This is a genomic window from Nocardia sp. NPDC049149 (genome assembly GCF_043197455.1).
Classification (GTDB): Bacteria; Actinomycetota; Actinomycetes; order Mycobacteriales; family Mycobacteriaceae; genus Nocardia.
This window is the reverse complement of the sequence record NZ_JBICTD010000001.1, coordinates 747,928-762,589: the sequence shown is the minus strand read 5'-3', so window position 1 is coordinate 762,589 and position 14,662 is coordinate 747,928. Positions and strand designations below refer to the sequence as shown.

Genomic DNA, 14,662 nt, shown 5'->3' with positions numbered 1-14,662 from the left:
GGGAGCTGGGCTTATGCAGGAGGGAGCTGGGCTGATGCTTGACTCGAGCCGACTACGAAGACACACGCTGGTCGCCACCGACCTGGACCGAACGATGATCTACTCGCGCAACGCCTTCAGCGCGCATGCCGATGTGCCGACAGTCTGCGTGGAACACCTGGAGGGTGCACCGCTGTCGTTCATGACGACCGCCGCCGCGCTGAAGATGCAGACGCTCACCGAGCCCGCGGCCGTCGTCCCCACCACCACCCGCACCATCAAGCAGTTCGCCCGCATCCAATTGCCCGGTGCCCCATGGCGTTACGCCATCACCAGCAACGGAGGCAACATCCTCGTCGACGGCGTCCCCGACCTGCGGTGGCGCATCGACATCGACGCCAAGGTGCGCGCCGGTGGTGCGACCCTCTCCGAGATCACCGCCGAACTGCGATCCAGGATCGACGATTCGTGGGTGTCCAAATTCCGCGTCGCCGACGACCTGTTCTGCTATCTGGTGGTGCGGCCCAAGGAAGTTCCCGAGGGATTCCTCGCCGAATGGGACGCCTGGTGCCGAGCCCGCGGCTGGTCCGCCTCGCAGCAGGGACGCAAGATCTACTCCATGCCGGATGTCGTCTGTAAGAGCCACGCGGTCGCGGAGGTTCGCCGCAGGCTGCTCGATTCCGGCGAACTCGGCACCGAGGCACCCACTTTCGCCGCGGGCGACGGCGCACTCGACGCCGAGATGCTGCGCGCCGCCGACTTCGCCATCCGGCCGAGGCACGGGGAGCTGGAACACCTCAACTGGACCCACCCCAATCTCACCGTCACCCGCGCCACCGGCATCCTCGCCGGTGAGGAAATCATCAACTGGTTCATCAAGGGCGCACCGCCACTGGACGAGCGCTAGGCGGATCGCGCCTCGCACGTCCGAGCTGTTTGCCTCGCAGGGTCGTCGAGAGTTCGCTTGAAGTCCGGGCATTCGACGAGGGGCTCGTGCGTGCAGGTGGCCGCGTGGCGCAGGCCCTCACGCATGCGGGTGAGGCGGGCGATGTCCGCGTCCACCTCGTCGGCCTTGCGCGCCAACCGCGCGCGCAGATCGGTGTCGCGCGGGGTGGCCTGCAGGAACCGGGTGATTTCGGCGATCGTGAATCCGGCCCGTCGCGCACACGACACCAGCCCGAGGCGGGCGAGCACGTCCGGTCGGAAGGTGCGGCGTAAACCGTTGCGGCCCGCCGAGGCGATGAGGCCGCGCTTCTCGTAGAACCGGATGGCAGAGGGGGCGAGGCCGGACTGCTCGGCGACCTCGGCGATGTCCAACAAGGTCATGCTTTCTCCTTGACTTGAAGCGCGCTTCAAGTCAGAGACTACTCGGCATGACCATTCATCACCTCAATTGCGGGTCCGTGCGACAGATCGAAGCCACCTACTCCGGACCTGCGCCCGCGCATGCCGTGAACCATTGCTTGCTGGTCGAAACCGATTCGGCGGGACTGGTTCTCGTCGAGACGGGCCTGGGTCTCGACGATGTCCGCGATCCCGAAGGCACGCTCGGCGCAGAGTGGGTGGCGATGGCGGAGCCGGTGCTCGCCGAAGCGGAAACCGCGATTCGCCAGATCGAGCGTCTCGGCTACGCACCGGAGGACGTCCGCCACATCCTGCTCACCCACCTCGATGTGGATCACTGCGGTGGTCTGCCCGACTTTCCGCAGGCCGAGGTGCACCTCTTGGCCGCAGAGCTGACGGCGGCGCGTGCCGAGGCGCCGAGCCGCCGGTATCGCGACGCGCACTGGGCGCACGGCCCGCGCTGGGTCACCTACACCCCGGACGGCGGCGACGACTGGTTCGGTTTCGCCTCGACGCCGGTGCAGGGACTTTCCGACGACTTCCGGCTGATCCCGCTCGGTGGCCACACCGCTGGTCATACGGGAGTTGCTGTGCGAGAAGGCGATCGCTGGCTGCTGCACTGCGGCGACGCCTACTACTACCACCGCGAACTGGCCACCGACCATCATCCACACCCGATCTTGGACATGGTCCAGACCTCCTCAGAGGTGCACCACGACCTCCGCATCGGCACCCAGGCGCGCCTACGTGAACTCGTCCGAAGCCACGCCGACGAAGTCTCGGTCTTCAGCGCCCACGACCCATGGGAGTTCAGCCACTACAACTGAGCATTCCTGGCCACGAGTGGCACACCATGGAGGGCTCTTCTCGCACTTTGCCGCAGCCATGTGCCACTCGTGGTCGAATGCGGCTGGCTACGCGTCGATTTCGTTGAGTACGCCAACGATCAGGGCTCTTGCCTCTTTGCCGTAGACGGCGGAGTCCTGCAGCGCGTCGAACATTCGGGCGTACAAACCCAGTTCGCTCGGTTGGGTCACCTGGATGCTCGCGGTCGGCGTCTCCAGCGCGACCAGGGAGTCGTCGAACATCCAGAATCCGGTCGCGCCGACGCCGGTGCGTTCGGTCATCAGCGGGATGATGCCCAGTGAGATATGCGGCAGCGACATCAGCTCGAGCAGGTGACCTAGTTGTCCCACTTGGGTTTCCGCGGAGCCGAACAGGGTCCGCAGCGCCTGCTCCTCGAGCACGACCACGAATCGCTTGCCCTCGAGCTGGAGCACCTGGCGTCGCTCCATGCGCACCGCCACCGCCTGATCCACGTCGTTCGGCGCCCGCAGAAAGCTGATCCAGAACGACAGGATCGCCGCCGAATACTCCGCCGTCTGAAACAACCCGGGAATCATGTTGTGCTCGTAGATCCGAAAGAGATCGGTCTTCTCGTACTGCTTCAGCGTGTGCGCCCCGAGCACCCGCCGCATCCCCGCCCTGCTCTCCCGGCGCGACTCGACCGACGCCGAATCCGCCACGCGCAGCACCGCGATCAGCTCTGCTTCCTGATCGGCCGCCGCGCACGCCGCACACCACTCCCGCACGTCCCGTTCGGTCGGTGCCTGCACCCCGTTCTCGATTTTGCTGACCCGCGTGAAATGCTGCCCCGTCGCCGCCGCAAGCTGGCGCCCCGTCAGCCCGGCGGCCCGCCGCACCTCCCGCAGCCGCCCACCCAGCTCCCGCCGCACCTGCTCAACAGAGCCCTTCCGCTTACCGGTCACGACGCGATGACGACCGCACCCAGATCACGAAAAACCCGGCACCACAATCGCTTACCCGGGATCACACCCAAGACCCCACCTACCTCAAAGTTTCGACCAATCGCTCATCCATCCTCATCGTCACGCCCCCGCCAACCCACGTCAACGGTGCTCCCGCGCAAATCACAACAATTCGCAACCACACCCCCGACCCGTAACCTGCCACCTCACTCACGAGCGGCACACCACCGAGCCCCCTTCTCGCGCTGCGCCGTACCAGATCCCGCTCGTGGCCGACGTCCGCGAGTGCCACGCCGTGGTCTATTGCGCGTCCACGGCAAGCATCCCGAACCGAGTGACGCTGGCATGGTTGTGCCCATCGGCGCTGGTGATCACGACCTCGGTCGGATTGGTCAGTGCGATGCAACAGTAGTTGTCCTGATCGTGCTGAACGCTGACGGACAGCAGACGCCGTTCATTCGCTTGCTGCCACTCCGCCATGCGGTCGTACAGCCCTCGCATGGAAGGACTTTCGAAGTAGACGAGATTGTGTTTGTTCATATCCGACATCGGACCGATCTCCCTTCGTGCCGTATACGCCTCTCCTCGTGAGATACCCGCTGCGGACCGAATCAGCGGCGCAACGGCAGGAAATCTGTTCGATCGGTGGACCGTGAAGGTGATCTCCACTAGCGGCGGCCGAAGGAGCGGTTGAGCCAGTCGAAGCCGTCGCGGAGGGTGGGGGAGGCGTTGAGCTCAGGGGCGACCAGGGGGGAATGTTCCTGTGGGGGTTGGGAAGTGGGTGCGGTGGCGCGTTTGTCAGGGGCGAAGGGGATGCCGGTGGCGAGGGCGCGGAGGCCGAGGGTGAGCATTTCGCCGAGCATGCCGACACCGAGCGAGAGGGTGATGGGGCGCGCGTCGGGGTGCATGCCCATGGTGCTGCCGAGGAGGGTGACGGCGAAACCCGCGGCGGCGGAAGTTGCCCAGACGACAAGGGTTTTGCCGGTGTAGCGCTGCCAGAGGTGGCCGTCGCGGGCGAAGAGGATGGTGGTGGTGCCGCGGAGGGCGCCGAAGGCGATGCCGACCAGGGCACCGATGATCAGCCAGGTGATGTCGGTGGCGGTGAGGTTGTCGACGTGGGCGACGCTGTAAATGCCGATACCGACCAGGATCAGCGGGGTGACGAAGGTGTCGCGGGCGTCGACGGGTTCGCCGAGGAATCGCTTCACGATCAACACGATCGCTCCGGCGATGATGAGGAACATCAGACCGATGCTCATGGTGCCTCCCAGCATGAAAGTCCTGCTGGAAAACTAACGTCGCCCTGAGCTCGGCCGAGTCCGCCGAATGGACGAGTCGGGGGATGACTCCGGGTCGTCCGTGACCCGAACCGTCCTCACCTAACGCTGATTCGGGCGGCGATCTCTGTCCGACGAGTGGGGGCGCCCGCCTCACAAGCACAGGCGCCCCCGTCCGATCAGTAGTGCTGTTGCCCACCCAACTGCTGGGTGATGAACCCCTGCAATCGCTGCAGTCCGCCCGGCGAGATCCCGCTCTGGATCTGCCCCTCGATGGTGCGCACGAGCATCGCGTCGCTGAGCACCTTTTCGCTGGACTGGATCAGCACCGTCCCGGCACCGGTGAAGTCGAACTGGCGTTCCTCGCCGGAGCTGACGCCGAAGCGCGCGGCGCCCGCGGCGAGGAAACTGTTGACCCACCGCTGGTCGTAGTGGTGGCTCGGCGACGGGCAGTCGGCCCAGCCGACCAAGGATTCCGGGTCGACCCGCAGCGGCGGCTCGGCGAACATGACCGGACCGTTGGAGGAGGCGAGGAATTTACCGGTGCCGATGAGTGTGAGGAAGCCGGGCACGATCGACTGATTCAGCGACAGACCGGGTTCGAACGCCAGCAGGTTCGCGGCGCGAATGGTGAGGTTGCCGTTGTCCTCGAGGTCATAGGAATTGATGTCGTATCCGCGGTCGCCGATGATCAGCTTGCCGTGCCCCTCGGCCACGACATAGTCGCCGGTGAACAACGGCGCCGAGAACTGCTGCGAGACCATGTGCAGCAGCCCGCCCTGCAGGCCGTGGGTGAGCATCTGAAAGCGCATGTCGCCGTAGTAGGCGATCATCGCGCCCTTGCGCATGAACCACGGCTTGTTCAGGTCGATGCAGTACGCGTAGCTGTTGCCCGGAATGTTGTCGCTCTCACCGAGAGTCATCGGGTTCAAGATGTCAGTCATGTTCACAACTTCTCTTCGGAGGCCTGCACGTAGACCACACCCTGTCCGACACAATGCAACTGCATAGCTTCTCCTGATCCGCGACCGACCGCGTCGCGCCAGCTGAGCGCGGTCTTCAGCTCGGTCTGCACATTGCCGTACGCGGCGACGAACGCCTGCGGATCGACGACGATCGGATTCGGCCCGCCTACTTGCAGTTCCAGGAATCCGCCGTGTGCGAGCAGCACCGCGGCGCCCTGCCCGGACAGCTGCGTGGTGAACATGCCCTGTCCGGTCAGCGCGCCGGACGCGGCGCCGCGCAGCGCACCCATCAGGCCGCCACCGCCGCCGCCACCACCGGAACTCATCACGGAGACAATCGAACTCTGCAATCCGGCGGTGTTGGCAAGCAGCCGCGACGCCTCGACACGCAGTGTCGCGCCCGGTTGCATCTGCACCACATGGACTTCCAGCCCAGCGAACCCGTAATGCACCTCGCCGGTGCCCTGCGCCAGCATGGTGCGCTCGTGCTCACCTGCCATCATGCGCCCGGCCATCCGCATCAGCCCGCCACCGCCGCCCATCCCTTGACCGCCCGGAATCTGGTGCGGGGCAAAGGAAACATCGCCGGTATAGAAGAGCATCGCGCCGGTGCGGGCGACAACGCCACCCGACATCCCGACGTTGACCTTGACGACCTTGCCGTTGACTTTCTCGAACATCCGCTCGCCCTTACCGTTCCGCAGGCTGGATCAACACGACGCCTTGACCGTCCCACCGCAGCGAGAACGCCTCACCGGCATCCTGGCCGACGACGGTGCGCCACGAGATGTCGGTGATGAACGACTGATTGAGGTTGCCGCGCGCTGCGACGAACGCGTCGGGGTCGACCACCAGCGGGTACTGCGGCGACACCTCGAGGTGGATCAGCGGTCCGCCCGCGGAGAGCAGCGCGACCTGACCCTGTCCGGTCACCGTGGTGGTGAACAGGCCTGCGCCGGTGGATGCGCCGCGCAGCCCGGCGAAGCGCACGTCGGTGCGCAGATTTCCGGCGAACGCGAGCAGCTGCTGCGATTCCACCTGCAGCGTCTCGTTGTTGAGGTTGACGACGGTGACGTGCTGGCCGTTCACCGCGAAGAAGACCCGGCCGTTGCCGGAGCATTCCATCAGCGAGAGTTTCTCGCCGGTGGCCCGGCGCTTGAGCCCGGCGATCACGCCGTCGCCGCCGCCGAAACCGGCCGCCTTGAACTGCACATTGCCTTCGTAGGCGACCATCGAGCCGGAAATCGCGCGGAGACTTGTTCCGGCGAGATGCGCCTCGATCACCTTTTTGGATTGTTCGAAAAGTTGCGCCATAGGGGTGTTCAGCCTGCTGTCTCGTAGGGATGGCAGCCGGTGGGACCGGCAGGGTAGGTAGGGGACAGGGAAAGGGCAGTCGGGCGAGCCGACGGGCGGGTATGTAACTGGCAGCATGGGTTAATCGCGCCACGTACCACCCGCGTTTCGTCACCTTGAAAGGCGGATCCTCCGCCTTCGCTACGGCTAGCGCGGTGTTCGGCGGACTCCGTCCGGCAGCGCCCGTTCTGCGCAGCGTGACGGATTCTATCCACAGACCGCATCGCATCGGGTGCAATGCCGGGATGCGGAACGGGTGCCACGAGAACTGACGGCCCTATCGCGATGTTCACCTGAACCCGTGGCTTGCGCCTTTCTCGTAGAGTGGCATTCGAAAGCACCGACAAGCGAAGGGTCGATCTTGTCCGCAACACTCGCCAAGGGCCAAAACGGTCCGCTGGCCACGAACGACGTGGTGGTGTCCATCCAGCTCACGGCGCCGGCGGATCTGTCCGCGCTGCTGGTCACCGAACAGGGCAAGGTCCGCTCCGACGCGGATTTCGTCTTCTTCAACCAGCCGAGCGGCCCGGGCGTAAACCTGCAGCCCGCCCCGGCCGGGCAGCCTGCCTCGCTTGCGGTGTCGTTGAACTCGGTTCCGCAGGACATCGCGCAGATCCGCGCGGTGATCACGCTGGACGACGCGACCAGCAACTTCGGCCGGTTCCCCGCGCCGACCGCGATCGTCTCGGATGCCACCGGTAATCGGTTGTACGAGTACCAGATCGACGGGTTGAACACCGAGTCGATCGTCATCGCGCTCGAGCTCTACCGCCGCCAGGGCAGCTGGAAGGTGCGCGCGGTCGGCCAGGGCTACGCGGGTGGTTTCGCCGCGTTGGTCACCGATCACGGCGTGACGGTCGACGATTCGCCCGCGCAGCCTGCGACGCAGGCCGCACCGCCGCCCCCACCACCGCCTGCCTACCCGACCCAGCCGCCGCCGACCCAGCAGGCAGCGCCGAACTACCCGCCGCCGCCCGCGCCCCCGTACCCGGGCCAGCCGCAGCAGCAGTTCGCGCCGACCGCGAGCTACCCGCCGCCGGGCCCCGGCTACCCGCCGCCGCAGGGTCAGCAGGGCTTCCCGCCGCAGGGTGCGCCCGGCTACCCGCCGCCGCCGGGACCGGCCCAGGGCTACCCGCCTGCCGGACAACCGGTTCCGCCGCAGCAGCCGCCCGCCGAGGTCAGCCTCAGCAAGGACCGCCCGGTCAGCCTGGTCAAGGGCCAGCGGGTCACCCTCCGCAAGGAGGGCGGCGCCGCACTGACCTTCGTGAAGATGGGTCTCGGCTGGGATCCGGTGAAGAATCGCGGCATGTTCGGCAACCGCACCGTCGACGTCGACCTCGACGCCTCGGTGGTGATGTTCGCCGACATGAACCCGGTGGACGTCGCCTACTACGGCCAGCTGACCTCCAAGGACGGCTCGATCCGGCACCAGGGCGACAACCTCACCGGTGAGGGTGAGGGCGACGACGAGGTGATCCTGGTCGATCTCACCCGCATTCCGGCGCACGTGAGCACGCTGGTGTTCATCGTGACGTCCTACAAGGGGCACACGTTCGAGCAGATCCAGAATGCGTTCTGCCGCTTGGTCGACGGCACCAACAATGCCGAGCTGGCCAGGTACACGCTGGCGGGCGGCATGCCGTTCACCGCGATGGCGATGGCCAAGGTCTTCCGCGTCGGTAACGACTGGAAGTTGCAGGCGCTCGGCGAGGGCTTCACGGCCAAGCACCCCGGCGAGGCGGTCCCGAATCTGGGCCGATTCCTGCAGCACGGTTGATCGAGGCGACGCGGACAGCAAGGCGAACAACGTGATTCAGCTCAAGGCCGGTCAGAACATTCCCCTGGCCGGTGATGTCGTTCGATTCAGCGCGAAAGCCGAAGGAGCGCTGGATGTTTCGGCGCTGGTGGTGGCCGAGAACCTGAAGGTGTTCTCCGAACAGGATTTCGTCTTCTACAACCAGCCGACCGCGGCGGGCGTTGCGCTGGCCGGCGAGGAGGTGACGATCACCCTGGCCGAGGTGCGTGGCGACGCCAAGGCCGTGCTGCTGGTGGTCAGCGCCGATCCCGCCGTGCCTGCGCGGGCGCAGGGGCTCGGCACGGTCACCGCGTCGCTGGTCGAGAACGGCACGGTGGCAGCGGAATTCACAGTCACGCCGTCGGCGGGGGAGGCGGCGCTCATCTGCCTCGAGGTGTATCGCCGCGGCCTCGACTGGCGGCTGCGTGCCGTCGGACAGGGTTACTCGGGCGGTCTCGGCGTGCTGCTGACCGCGCACGGCGTCGAGGTCGAGGACGAGCCCGCGGATCCGTCCGCGCAAACCGGGTCGCCCGCGCAGGCGGGCACCGTGCCGCAGCCGACCGCGACCGCGCAGCCGGGTCCCGGCGTGCACACCATGGCCGGTCCGATGGCGAGCGAGGCCCGCTCCGCCAGCGCGTCGCCGATGGAGGTCGGGCACGGCCTGGAACGGCTGTGGATGATCTTCGAGGATGCCGCCCGCTCGGCGGCCGCGCTGGTCTCGGCGCGCGACTACGCGGCAAAGCGGCTCGATCACGAGTTGTCCGCCGCCGTCTCGGATCCCGCGACCAGGAACACCCCGGCCGCGGACGCCGCGCGCCGGGCCGCGCAGCAACGCAACGACGAGCTGGTCGCCATCGCGGAGACCAACCATCGCCGCGACAGCGAACAGCTGGTGCGTGAGCTCGCCGACGCCGACCTGATGCTGCCGCCGTCGCTGGCCAGCTGGGACTCACCGGTGTGGGACAAGCCGATCACGCCGAGCGACGGCATCCGGCTCGGCGAGCTGTACGCGGACGACCGCGGCGCGCTGCGGGTGCCGTATTGCGTTCCGGTGCCGTTGAATCGGCCGCTGTGGATCGACACCGAATCCTCGCGCGCGGTCGCGCCGGTGGTTGCCGCGTTGCTCGCGCGGTTGCTCACCTCGACGCCAGGCAGGCGCACCGTTGTCGACATCATCGATCTGACGGGTGCGTTCAGCGCCTTCACCGGCCTGCTCGCCCCGGTGCTGAACGCACCGCCGATCACCGACCACTCCGGGATCTCGGCCAGGCTGGAAGAACTCGCCAGGGCCGCCGAGATGGCGGAGCTGGCCATGTCCAGCGGCATGGGCAGCGCGCCGAGCGAACACCGGGTGCTGATCGCGGCCGACTTCCCGCACGGGTACCAGAGTTCGGATGCGCAACGGATCGGTTCGCTGATCGTGCGCGGCGACCTGATCGGGCTGTCGACGGTGATCATCGGCAGCGACGAATCCGAGTCGGACAACGCCACCGTGGCGATGCTGTCGCAGTCGTGCAGGCACCTGCCGACGATGGGGCAGACCCCGCTGTTCGATCCGTGGACCGGCAGCCCGTGGCAGCTCGACCTGGACATGCTGCCGACGGAAGCGGCGCAGCTCGCGCGCTACCTGCGCACCCACTGAGCCGGGGCCACCCGAGGCCGCAGGAACTCGGGCAGCCACGGCAGCAACGGATCCGGGGCCCGGTCGAGGATGCCACCGACCGGGTCGTCGACGTAGTCGCGGCGCACCAGGTCCTCGTCGGGCCGGTAGATCTGCCGAACGATCAAGGCGCACAGCGCGAGCACCGCGAGGTCGCGCAGCACGACGGTGCCGGTGAACCACTGCTCGGGCAGGCCCTTCTTGTCCATGCCGAGGTAGTAGAACATGCGTGGCGCCCAGACCAGCGCGTCGATCGTCATCCACGCCAGCAGGATTCGGCGATGCGGCAGCGCGAGCACGGCAAGCGGAACCAGCCACAGCGAATACTGCGGGCTCCACACCTTGTTCGTGATCAGGAACGCGGCGACCACCAGGAAGCACAACTGCGCGAGCCGCGGCCGCTGCGGCGCGGTGAGCGCGATGTAGCCGATCACCAGGCACGCGGCGATGAACACCAGCAGCGACACCGCGTTCAGGACGACCGGCAGCTCACCATCGTTGAGCGGCCCGTCGAACCCGGGCCAGCCGGTGAACGAGGTGATCACGTTGTACAGCGAGTCGGGGTCGGCGTGCCGTTCGCTGTTGAGCCGGAAGAACTCCCACCATCCGTTCGGGAACGCCGCGGCGATCGGCAGGTTCACCAGCACCCACGTGAGGATCGCTGCCACCACCGTGACCGTCGCGGCACCGAGCGGGCGGATGCTGAACAGGTGGAGGCGATAGGGGGTTTCGCGCAGCCAATCGCGCGCCGTTGCCACGCTGTCGATATCGCGAAGACGCAGCCCGAGTTGCGTGCTCGGCAGCCGCTGCATCGGGTCGGCCCGCAGGCACAGCAGCACGATCGGGCCGAGCAGCAGCAGCGGATACAGCTTGGTCGCGCCGCCGAGTCCGAGCAGCAGACCGGCCAGCGCGGGGCGCCTGCGGGCCCAGGCCAGCAGCCCGGTCGCGGCCAAAGCCGTTGCCAGGGCATCGAAGTTGGTGAAGATGTGCACGATCACCAGCGGCGAGCAGGCGACCAGCGCGGTGTCCCACACCCGGCGCCCGGCCAGCTGCGTGGTCGCCCACACGGTGACCAGCCAGGCCAGTGCGAGGCCGAAGGCGACCACGTTGAAGTAGATCACCACCTGGAGTGCGCCGGGCAGCGGCGTGGCATCCCAGGCCTTGGCGATCCGCATCGAAAAGTATTGGTACAGACCGGATAACACCGGGTACTCCATGTACCTGGTCTGCTGGGCGCCGCCTTGGTTCTCGGTCCACGACTTCTTGTACGGGAACGCGCCTTCGTTCAGGCGCTCGGCGCCGTACAGCGGCACCGTGTCCGAGTAGCACATCGCCACGTACTGGCGCCCGTTGTTCCAATCGAGCGTGAGCGCCCCGTCCGCGGTGGTGGTCTGCTGGATGCACCCCGCCTTGCCGAACCAGCCGAACGCCAGGAACACCACGGTGAAGGCGAGCAGCACCCGCATCGGCGTCCAGAACCGCACCCGGCCGATCAGCGCGTGCTCACCGACCGGTCCGCCGATCACCGTCGACAGTTGCGCGGTCAGTGAATCGTTGCGGCTCGGCCGATCTCGGGCATCGGCCGACCGCAGATCCGGCGCGAGCGGTGCGGGCGCGATGTAGGGCGCCGCGCTCGTCGGCGCGGCATCGCGGTGCGGCTCGCTCCCGTTCGTCCGCTGATCCACCAGCTGCTGCTCGGTCACGGCACCCGAGGCTACCGGTCGGGCGCCGTCGGGTGCCGTCGGCACCTGCTCCCCCCTGGTCACTCGAACAGGTCTACCTGACGCGGGTCGTCGGCGCCGTGGTCGGCTCGTCGTTCTGCGAATACCCGTTCTGCCCATTGGCTCTCGGCGAAGCGGTGTTCGTCGGCGACGAGCCGTTGGTCGGCGCGATGGGCTGGCCGGGCAGCGGACCGGAATCCGGCTTCTCCGGTTCGCTGCGCTGCTGCGGCTGTTGCTGCGTCTGCGGGCGCGGCTGGCCGCCGCCGGGGATCTGGATCGGGCCGAACGGCGTATCGATCGTCGGCGGGATGTAGATCGGCGGCAGGATCGACGGTGCGTCGGTGGTCGACGGCGGGGTGTACGGCGCCGAGAACTCCGGCACGCCGGCCTGGCCCTTGATGGGTGCGGGCTTCGGGAAGGTCTCGTTCTTGCTGCCTTCCAAGGCGCCGTCCATGGTGGCCTTCCAGATGTCGGACGGCAGGCCGGAACCGTAGATCATGCCGCCCTGGTAGTTGCGCAGCTTCGTGTTGTCGATCGAACCCACCCAGACCGCGGTCGACAGCGACGGTGTGTAGCCCACCATCCATGCGTCCTTGTTCTCGCCGGTGTCGCCGAGCTGCGCAGTGCCGGTCTTGGCTGCGGACTCGCGCCCACCAGCCAGGTTGTGATTGCGCGACCACGCCGCGATCGGCTTCATCGCCGCCGTGACATTGTCGGCCACTGCGGCAGACACGCGCTGCTCACCGGCCACCTCGCCACGATCGAACAGCACCTCGCCGTTGGCGGCGGTCACCTTCTGGACGAAATGCGGGGCGTGGTAAATGCCCGAGGCCGCCAATGTCGCGTAGGCGGAAGCCATGTCGAGCACGCGCACCGGATACTGGCCGAGCACGATGCCGTTGTTCGGGCCTGCGCCGCCCGACTCGGAGAGCGACTTGCCCTCCACATTCGGAATGGTCTCCGGGATGCCGAGCTTGTGCGCCATGTCGGCGATCTTCTGCGGGCCGTTGCCCATGTCGATCTGCATCCGGTAGAAGCTGGTGTTCAACGACCGCTTCAGCGCCTCGGCGATGGTGCACGTTCCGCAGTTCTCGCCCTCGACGTTGGTGATCTTGATGCCGTTGACGGTGATCGGGGTGCTGTCGTACATCTGCGACAGCGGGATGCCCTGGTCGAGATTCGCCGCGAGGCCGAACGACTTGAACGATGAGCCCGGTTGCAGGCCCGCATTCGCGAAGTCCCAGCCCTGGCCGTTCTCGCCACCGTAGTAGGCGCGCACCGCACCGGTCTTCGGATCCACCGAGACCACTGCGGTGCGCAGCTGCTCCGGCTCGCCCTGCATCTTCTTGCGGGCCGCGTCGACGGCCGCCTGCTGCGCCTTCGGATCGATCGTCGTGGTGATCGACAGCCCCGACGTGAAGAGCTGCTGTTCACTGATGCCAGCGGCGGACAGCTCCGCGAGCACCTGGTTCTTGATCAGGCCCTCCGGACCTGAGTCCAAGGTCTTGTCCTGAGTCTGGGCGATCGGGACGACCGCGGGGAACTGTATCGTCGCCCGGTCGGCGGCGGACAGATCGCCGCCCGCAACCATGCCGTCGAGCACGTAACCCCAGCGGGTCTTGGCGCCGGTGGGGTTCTTCTCCGGATCCAGGCCGGACGGCTGCTGGATGGTGGCGGCGAGCACCGCGCCCTCCGCGACGCTGAGCTCGGACACCGGCTTGCCGAAGTAAGCCTTGGCGGCCGCGTCGATGCCGTAGGAGTTCCGGCCGAAGAAGATGGTGTTCAGGTACGCGGTGAGGATCTGATCCTTGCTCCACTCCCGCGCCATCTTGGCCGAGATGACCAGCTCACGCATCTTGCGGGTGAGCGTGCGCTCATTGGTGAGCAGCGCGTTCTTCACGTACTGCTGGGTGATCGTGGAACCACCGCCTGCGCTTTCCCTGCCGAGGACGTTGTCCCTGGCCGCGCGCGCGAAGCCGGAGATCGAGAACCCCGGGTTGGAGTAGAAGTCGCGGTCCTCGGCGGCGATCACCGCGTTACGGACGTGCGGCGGGATCTGATCGATCGTCACCTCGGTCCGGTTACCTTGCGGCGGAACGATTTTGCTGAGCACCTGCGTGCCGTCGGCGGCGAGGATGGTGGCGACCTGGTTGGTTTCGACATCGCCGGGCTTGGGTATAGGCACTGTTGTGTACGCGATCAAGAAGACGCCGCTCGGGATCAAGATGCCCATCGCGATCAGCACATAGATGACGCGGCGCACGATTCGCCACGGCGACTTCTTCTTCTGGCCCGGCTTGCGGCCACCCGAGCCACCGCTACCGCCACTGCCACCGTTGCGGCGCGGCGGGGGGCCGGCGGGCGGACCGCCTGCGGTCTTCCTGCGTTCGCCGGTGCCGTTGCCGGAATCGCCTGCCCGGCGGGCTCGTTCGGCCGTGGGCCGCGGGCCGGTTGCGGGTGATGCGCCGCGCCTGGCCACCGCCTCGTTCGGCCGCTCGATGCGCTGGGTCGCCTGTGCGCCATTCGGCGCGCCTGCGGCAGGCCTGCCCTGCTGGGGTCGCTGCTGCGGCGGCGGGCCTGGCCTGCGCTGCGGCTGCGGCCCACGGAGTTCCCCCGGATAGGGCGCAGGACGCTGCGGCGGCGGGCCGGGCCTGGCACCGGGCGGCGGTCCCTGGCGTGGGTGTGGCTGCTGCGGGGGTCCTGGATGTGAACCGCGTGGAGTACGGCCGCCGTGCGGGTCATCGCCGTAGGGGGAAGTCTCGTAGGGCGAATTCACTGACAAGATCTCCATAACTCGTG

General features: G+C 67.3%; 13 protein-coding genes. 4 read left to right on the top strand and 9 right to left on the bottom strand.

Annotated elements, in window-relative coordinates; genetic code table 11:
- Positions 1-34 precede the first annotated feature (34 nt).
- Positions 35-886, top strand: coding sequence for an HAD family hydrolase (locus tag ACGFNJ_RS03670; RefSeq protein WP_393442966.1), 852 nt, complete (start codon positions 35-37; stop codon positions 884-886).
- Here ACGFNJ_RS03670 and ACGFNJ_RS03665 read toward each other — a convergent pair.
- Positions 883-1,305 (bottom strand): MerR family transcriptional regulator, encoded by a 423-nt coding sequence (locus ACGFNJ_RS03665; RefSeq protein WP_393442964.1) that lies wholly within the window; start codon positions 1,303-1,305, stop codon positions 883-885. The two genes, ACGFNJ_RS03670 and ACGFNJ_RS03665, sit on opposite strands and share 4 nt — an antisense overlap.
- A gap of 47 nt (positions 1,306-1,352) precedes the next feature.
- Here ACGFNJ_RS03665 and ACGFNJ_RS03660 point away from each other — a divergent pair, with 47 nt between their 5' ends.
- A complete protein-coding gene (locus ACGFNJ_RS03660) occupies positions 1,353-2,150 on the top strand; it encodes an MBL fold metallo-hydrolase (protein ID WP_393442962.1) in 798 nt (265 codons plus the stop codon).
- 87 nt (positions 2,151-2,237) lie between these two features.
- Here the strand turns inward: ACGFNJ_RS03660 and ACGFNJ_RS03655 are convergent, their stop codons facing one another.
- From ACGFNJ_RS03655 to ACGFNJ_RS03630, 6 genes are all read right to left on the bottom strand, one after another.
- On the bottom strand, positions 2,238-3,092 hold the full coding sequence (locus tag ACGFNJ_RS03655) for a helix-turn-helix domain-containing protein (RefSeq protein WP_393442960.1): 855 nt from the start codon (positions 3,090-3,092) through the stop codon (positions 2,238-2,240).
- Between the two features lie 300 nt (positions 3,093-3,392).
- Positions 3,393-3,641, bottom strand: coding sequence for a hypothetical protein (locus ACGFNJ_RS03650; RefSeq protein ID WP_393442958.1), 249 nt, complete (start codon positions 3,639-3,641; stop codon positions 3,393-3,395).
- Between the two features lie 119 nt (positions 3,642-3,760).
- Positions 3,761-4,351 (bottom strand): hypothetical protein, encoded by a 591-nt coding sequence (locus ACGFNJ_RS03645; protein ID WP_393442956.1) that lies wholly within the window; start codon positions 4,349-4,351, stop codon positions 3,761-3,763.
- Positions 4,352-4,548: 197 nt separating this feature from the next.
- The gene (locus ACGFNJ_RS03640) at positions 4,549-5,313 is read right to left on the bottom strand and encodes an AIM24 family protein (RefSeq protein ID WP_393442954.1); all 765 of its coding nucleotides are present in this window, start codon (positions 5,311-5,313) and stop codon (positions 4,549-4,551) included.
- A gap of 2 nt (positions 5,314-5,315) precedes the next feature.
- Positions 5,316-6,014 (bottom strand): AIM24 family protein, encoded by a 699-nt coding sequence (locus tag ACGFNJ_RS03635; protein ID WP_393442952.1) that lies wholly within the window; start codon positions 6,012-6,014, stop codon positions 5,316-5,318.
- Positions 6,015-6,024: 10 nt separating this feature from the next.
- Positions 6,025-6,648 (bottom strand): AIM24 family protein, encoded by a 624-nt coding sequence (locus tag ACGFNJ_RS03630; protein WP_393442950.1) that lies wholly within the window; start codon positions 6,646-6,648, stop codon positions 6,025-6,027.
- A gap of 400 nt (positions 6,649-7,048) precedes the next feature.
- On the opposite strand from ACGFNJ_RS03630, the gene ACGFNJ_RS03625 reads away from it, so the two are divergent.
- Together ACGFNJ_RS03625 and ACGFNJ_RS03620 are read left to right on the top strand one after the other, a co-directional pair.
- On the top strand, positions 7,049-8,464 hold the full coding sequence (locus ACGFNJ_RS03625) for a TerD family protein (RefSeq protein WP_393442948.1): 1,416 nt from the start codon (positions 7,049-7,051) through the stop codon (positions 8,462-8,464).
- Positions 8,465-8,495: 31 nt separating this feature from the next.
- The gene (locus tag ACGFNJ_RS03620; RefSeq protein ID WP_393442946.1) at positions 8,496-10,124 is read left to right on the top strand and encodes a TerD family protein; all 1,629 of its coding nucleotides are present in this window, start codon (positions 8,496-8,498) and stop codon (positions 10,122-10,124) included.
- On the opposite strand, the gene ACGFNJ_RS03615 is transcribed toward ACGFNJ_RS03620, so the two are convergent.
- Complete coding sequence (locus ACGFNJ_RS03615; protein WP_393442944.1) at positions 10,106-11,845, bottom strand: glycosyltransferase family 87 protein; 1,740 nt, start codon at positions 11,843-11,845, stop codon at positions 10,106-10,108. The two genes, ACGFNJ_RS03620 and ACGFNJ_RS03615, sit on opposite strands and share 19 nt — an antisense overlap.
- A 73-nt stretch (positions 11,846-11,918) precedes the next feature.
- A complete protein-coding gene (locus ACGFNJ_RS03610; protein ID WP_393442942.1) occupies positions 11,919-14,654 on the bottom strand; it encodes a transglycosylase domain-containing protein in 2,736 nt (911 codons plus the stop codon).
- Positions 14,655-14,662: the final 8 nt, after the last annotated feature.

Bases quoted from the DNA above. Each gene is read 5' to 3' on its own strand.
- ACGFNJ_RS03670 (WP_393442966.1), top strand. From the start codon at position 35: ATGCTTGACTCGAGCCGACTACGAAGACACACGCTGGTCGCCACCGAC.
- ACGFNJ_RS03665 (WP_393442964.1), bottom strand. From the start codon at position 1,305: ATGACCTTGTTGGACATCGCCGAGGTCGCCGAGCAGTCCGGCCTCGCC.
- ACGFNJ_RS03660 (WP_393442962.1), top strand. From the start codon at position 1,353: ATGACCATTCATCACCTCAATTGCGGGTCCGTGCGACAGATCGAAGCC.
- ACGFNJ_RS03650 (WP_393442958.1), bottom strand. From the start codon at position 3,641: ATGTCGGATATGAACAAACACAATCTCGTCTACTTCGAAAGTCCTTCC.
- ACGFNJ_RS03645 (WP_393442956.1), bottom strand. From the start codon at position 4,351: ATGAGCATCGGTCTGATGTTCCTCATCATCGCCGGAGCGATCGTGTTG.
- ACGFNJ_RS03640 (WP_393442954.1), bottom strand. From the start codon at position 5,313: ATGACTGACATCTTGAACCCGATGACTCTCGGTGAGAGCGACAACATT.
- ACGFNJ_RS03635 (WP_393442952.1), bottom strand. From the start codon at position 6,014: ATGTTCGAGAAAGTCAACGGCAAGGTCGTCAAGGTCAACGTCGGGATG.
- ACGFNJ_RS03630 (WP_393442950.1), bottom strand. From the start codon at position 6,648: ATGGCGCAACTTTTCGAACAATCCAAAAAGGTGATCGAGGCGCATCTC.
- ACGFNJ_RS03610 (WP_393442942.1), bottom strand. From the start codon at position 14,654: ATGGAGATCTTGTCAGTGAATTCGCCCTACGAGACTTCCCCCTACGGC.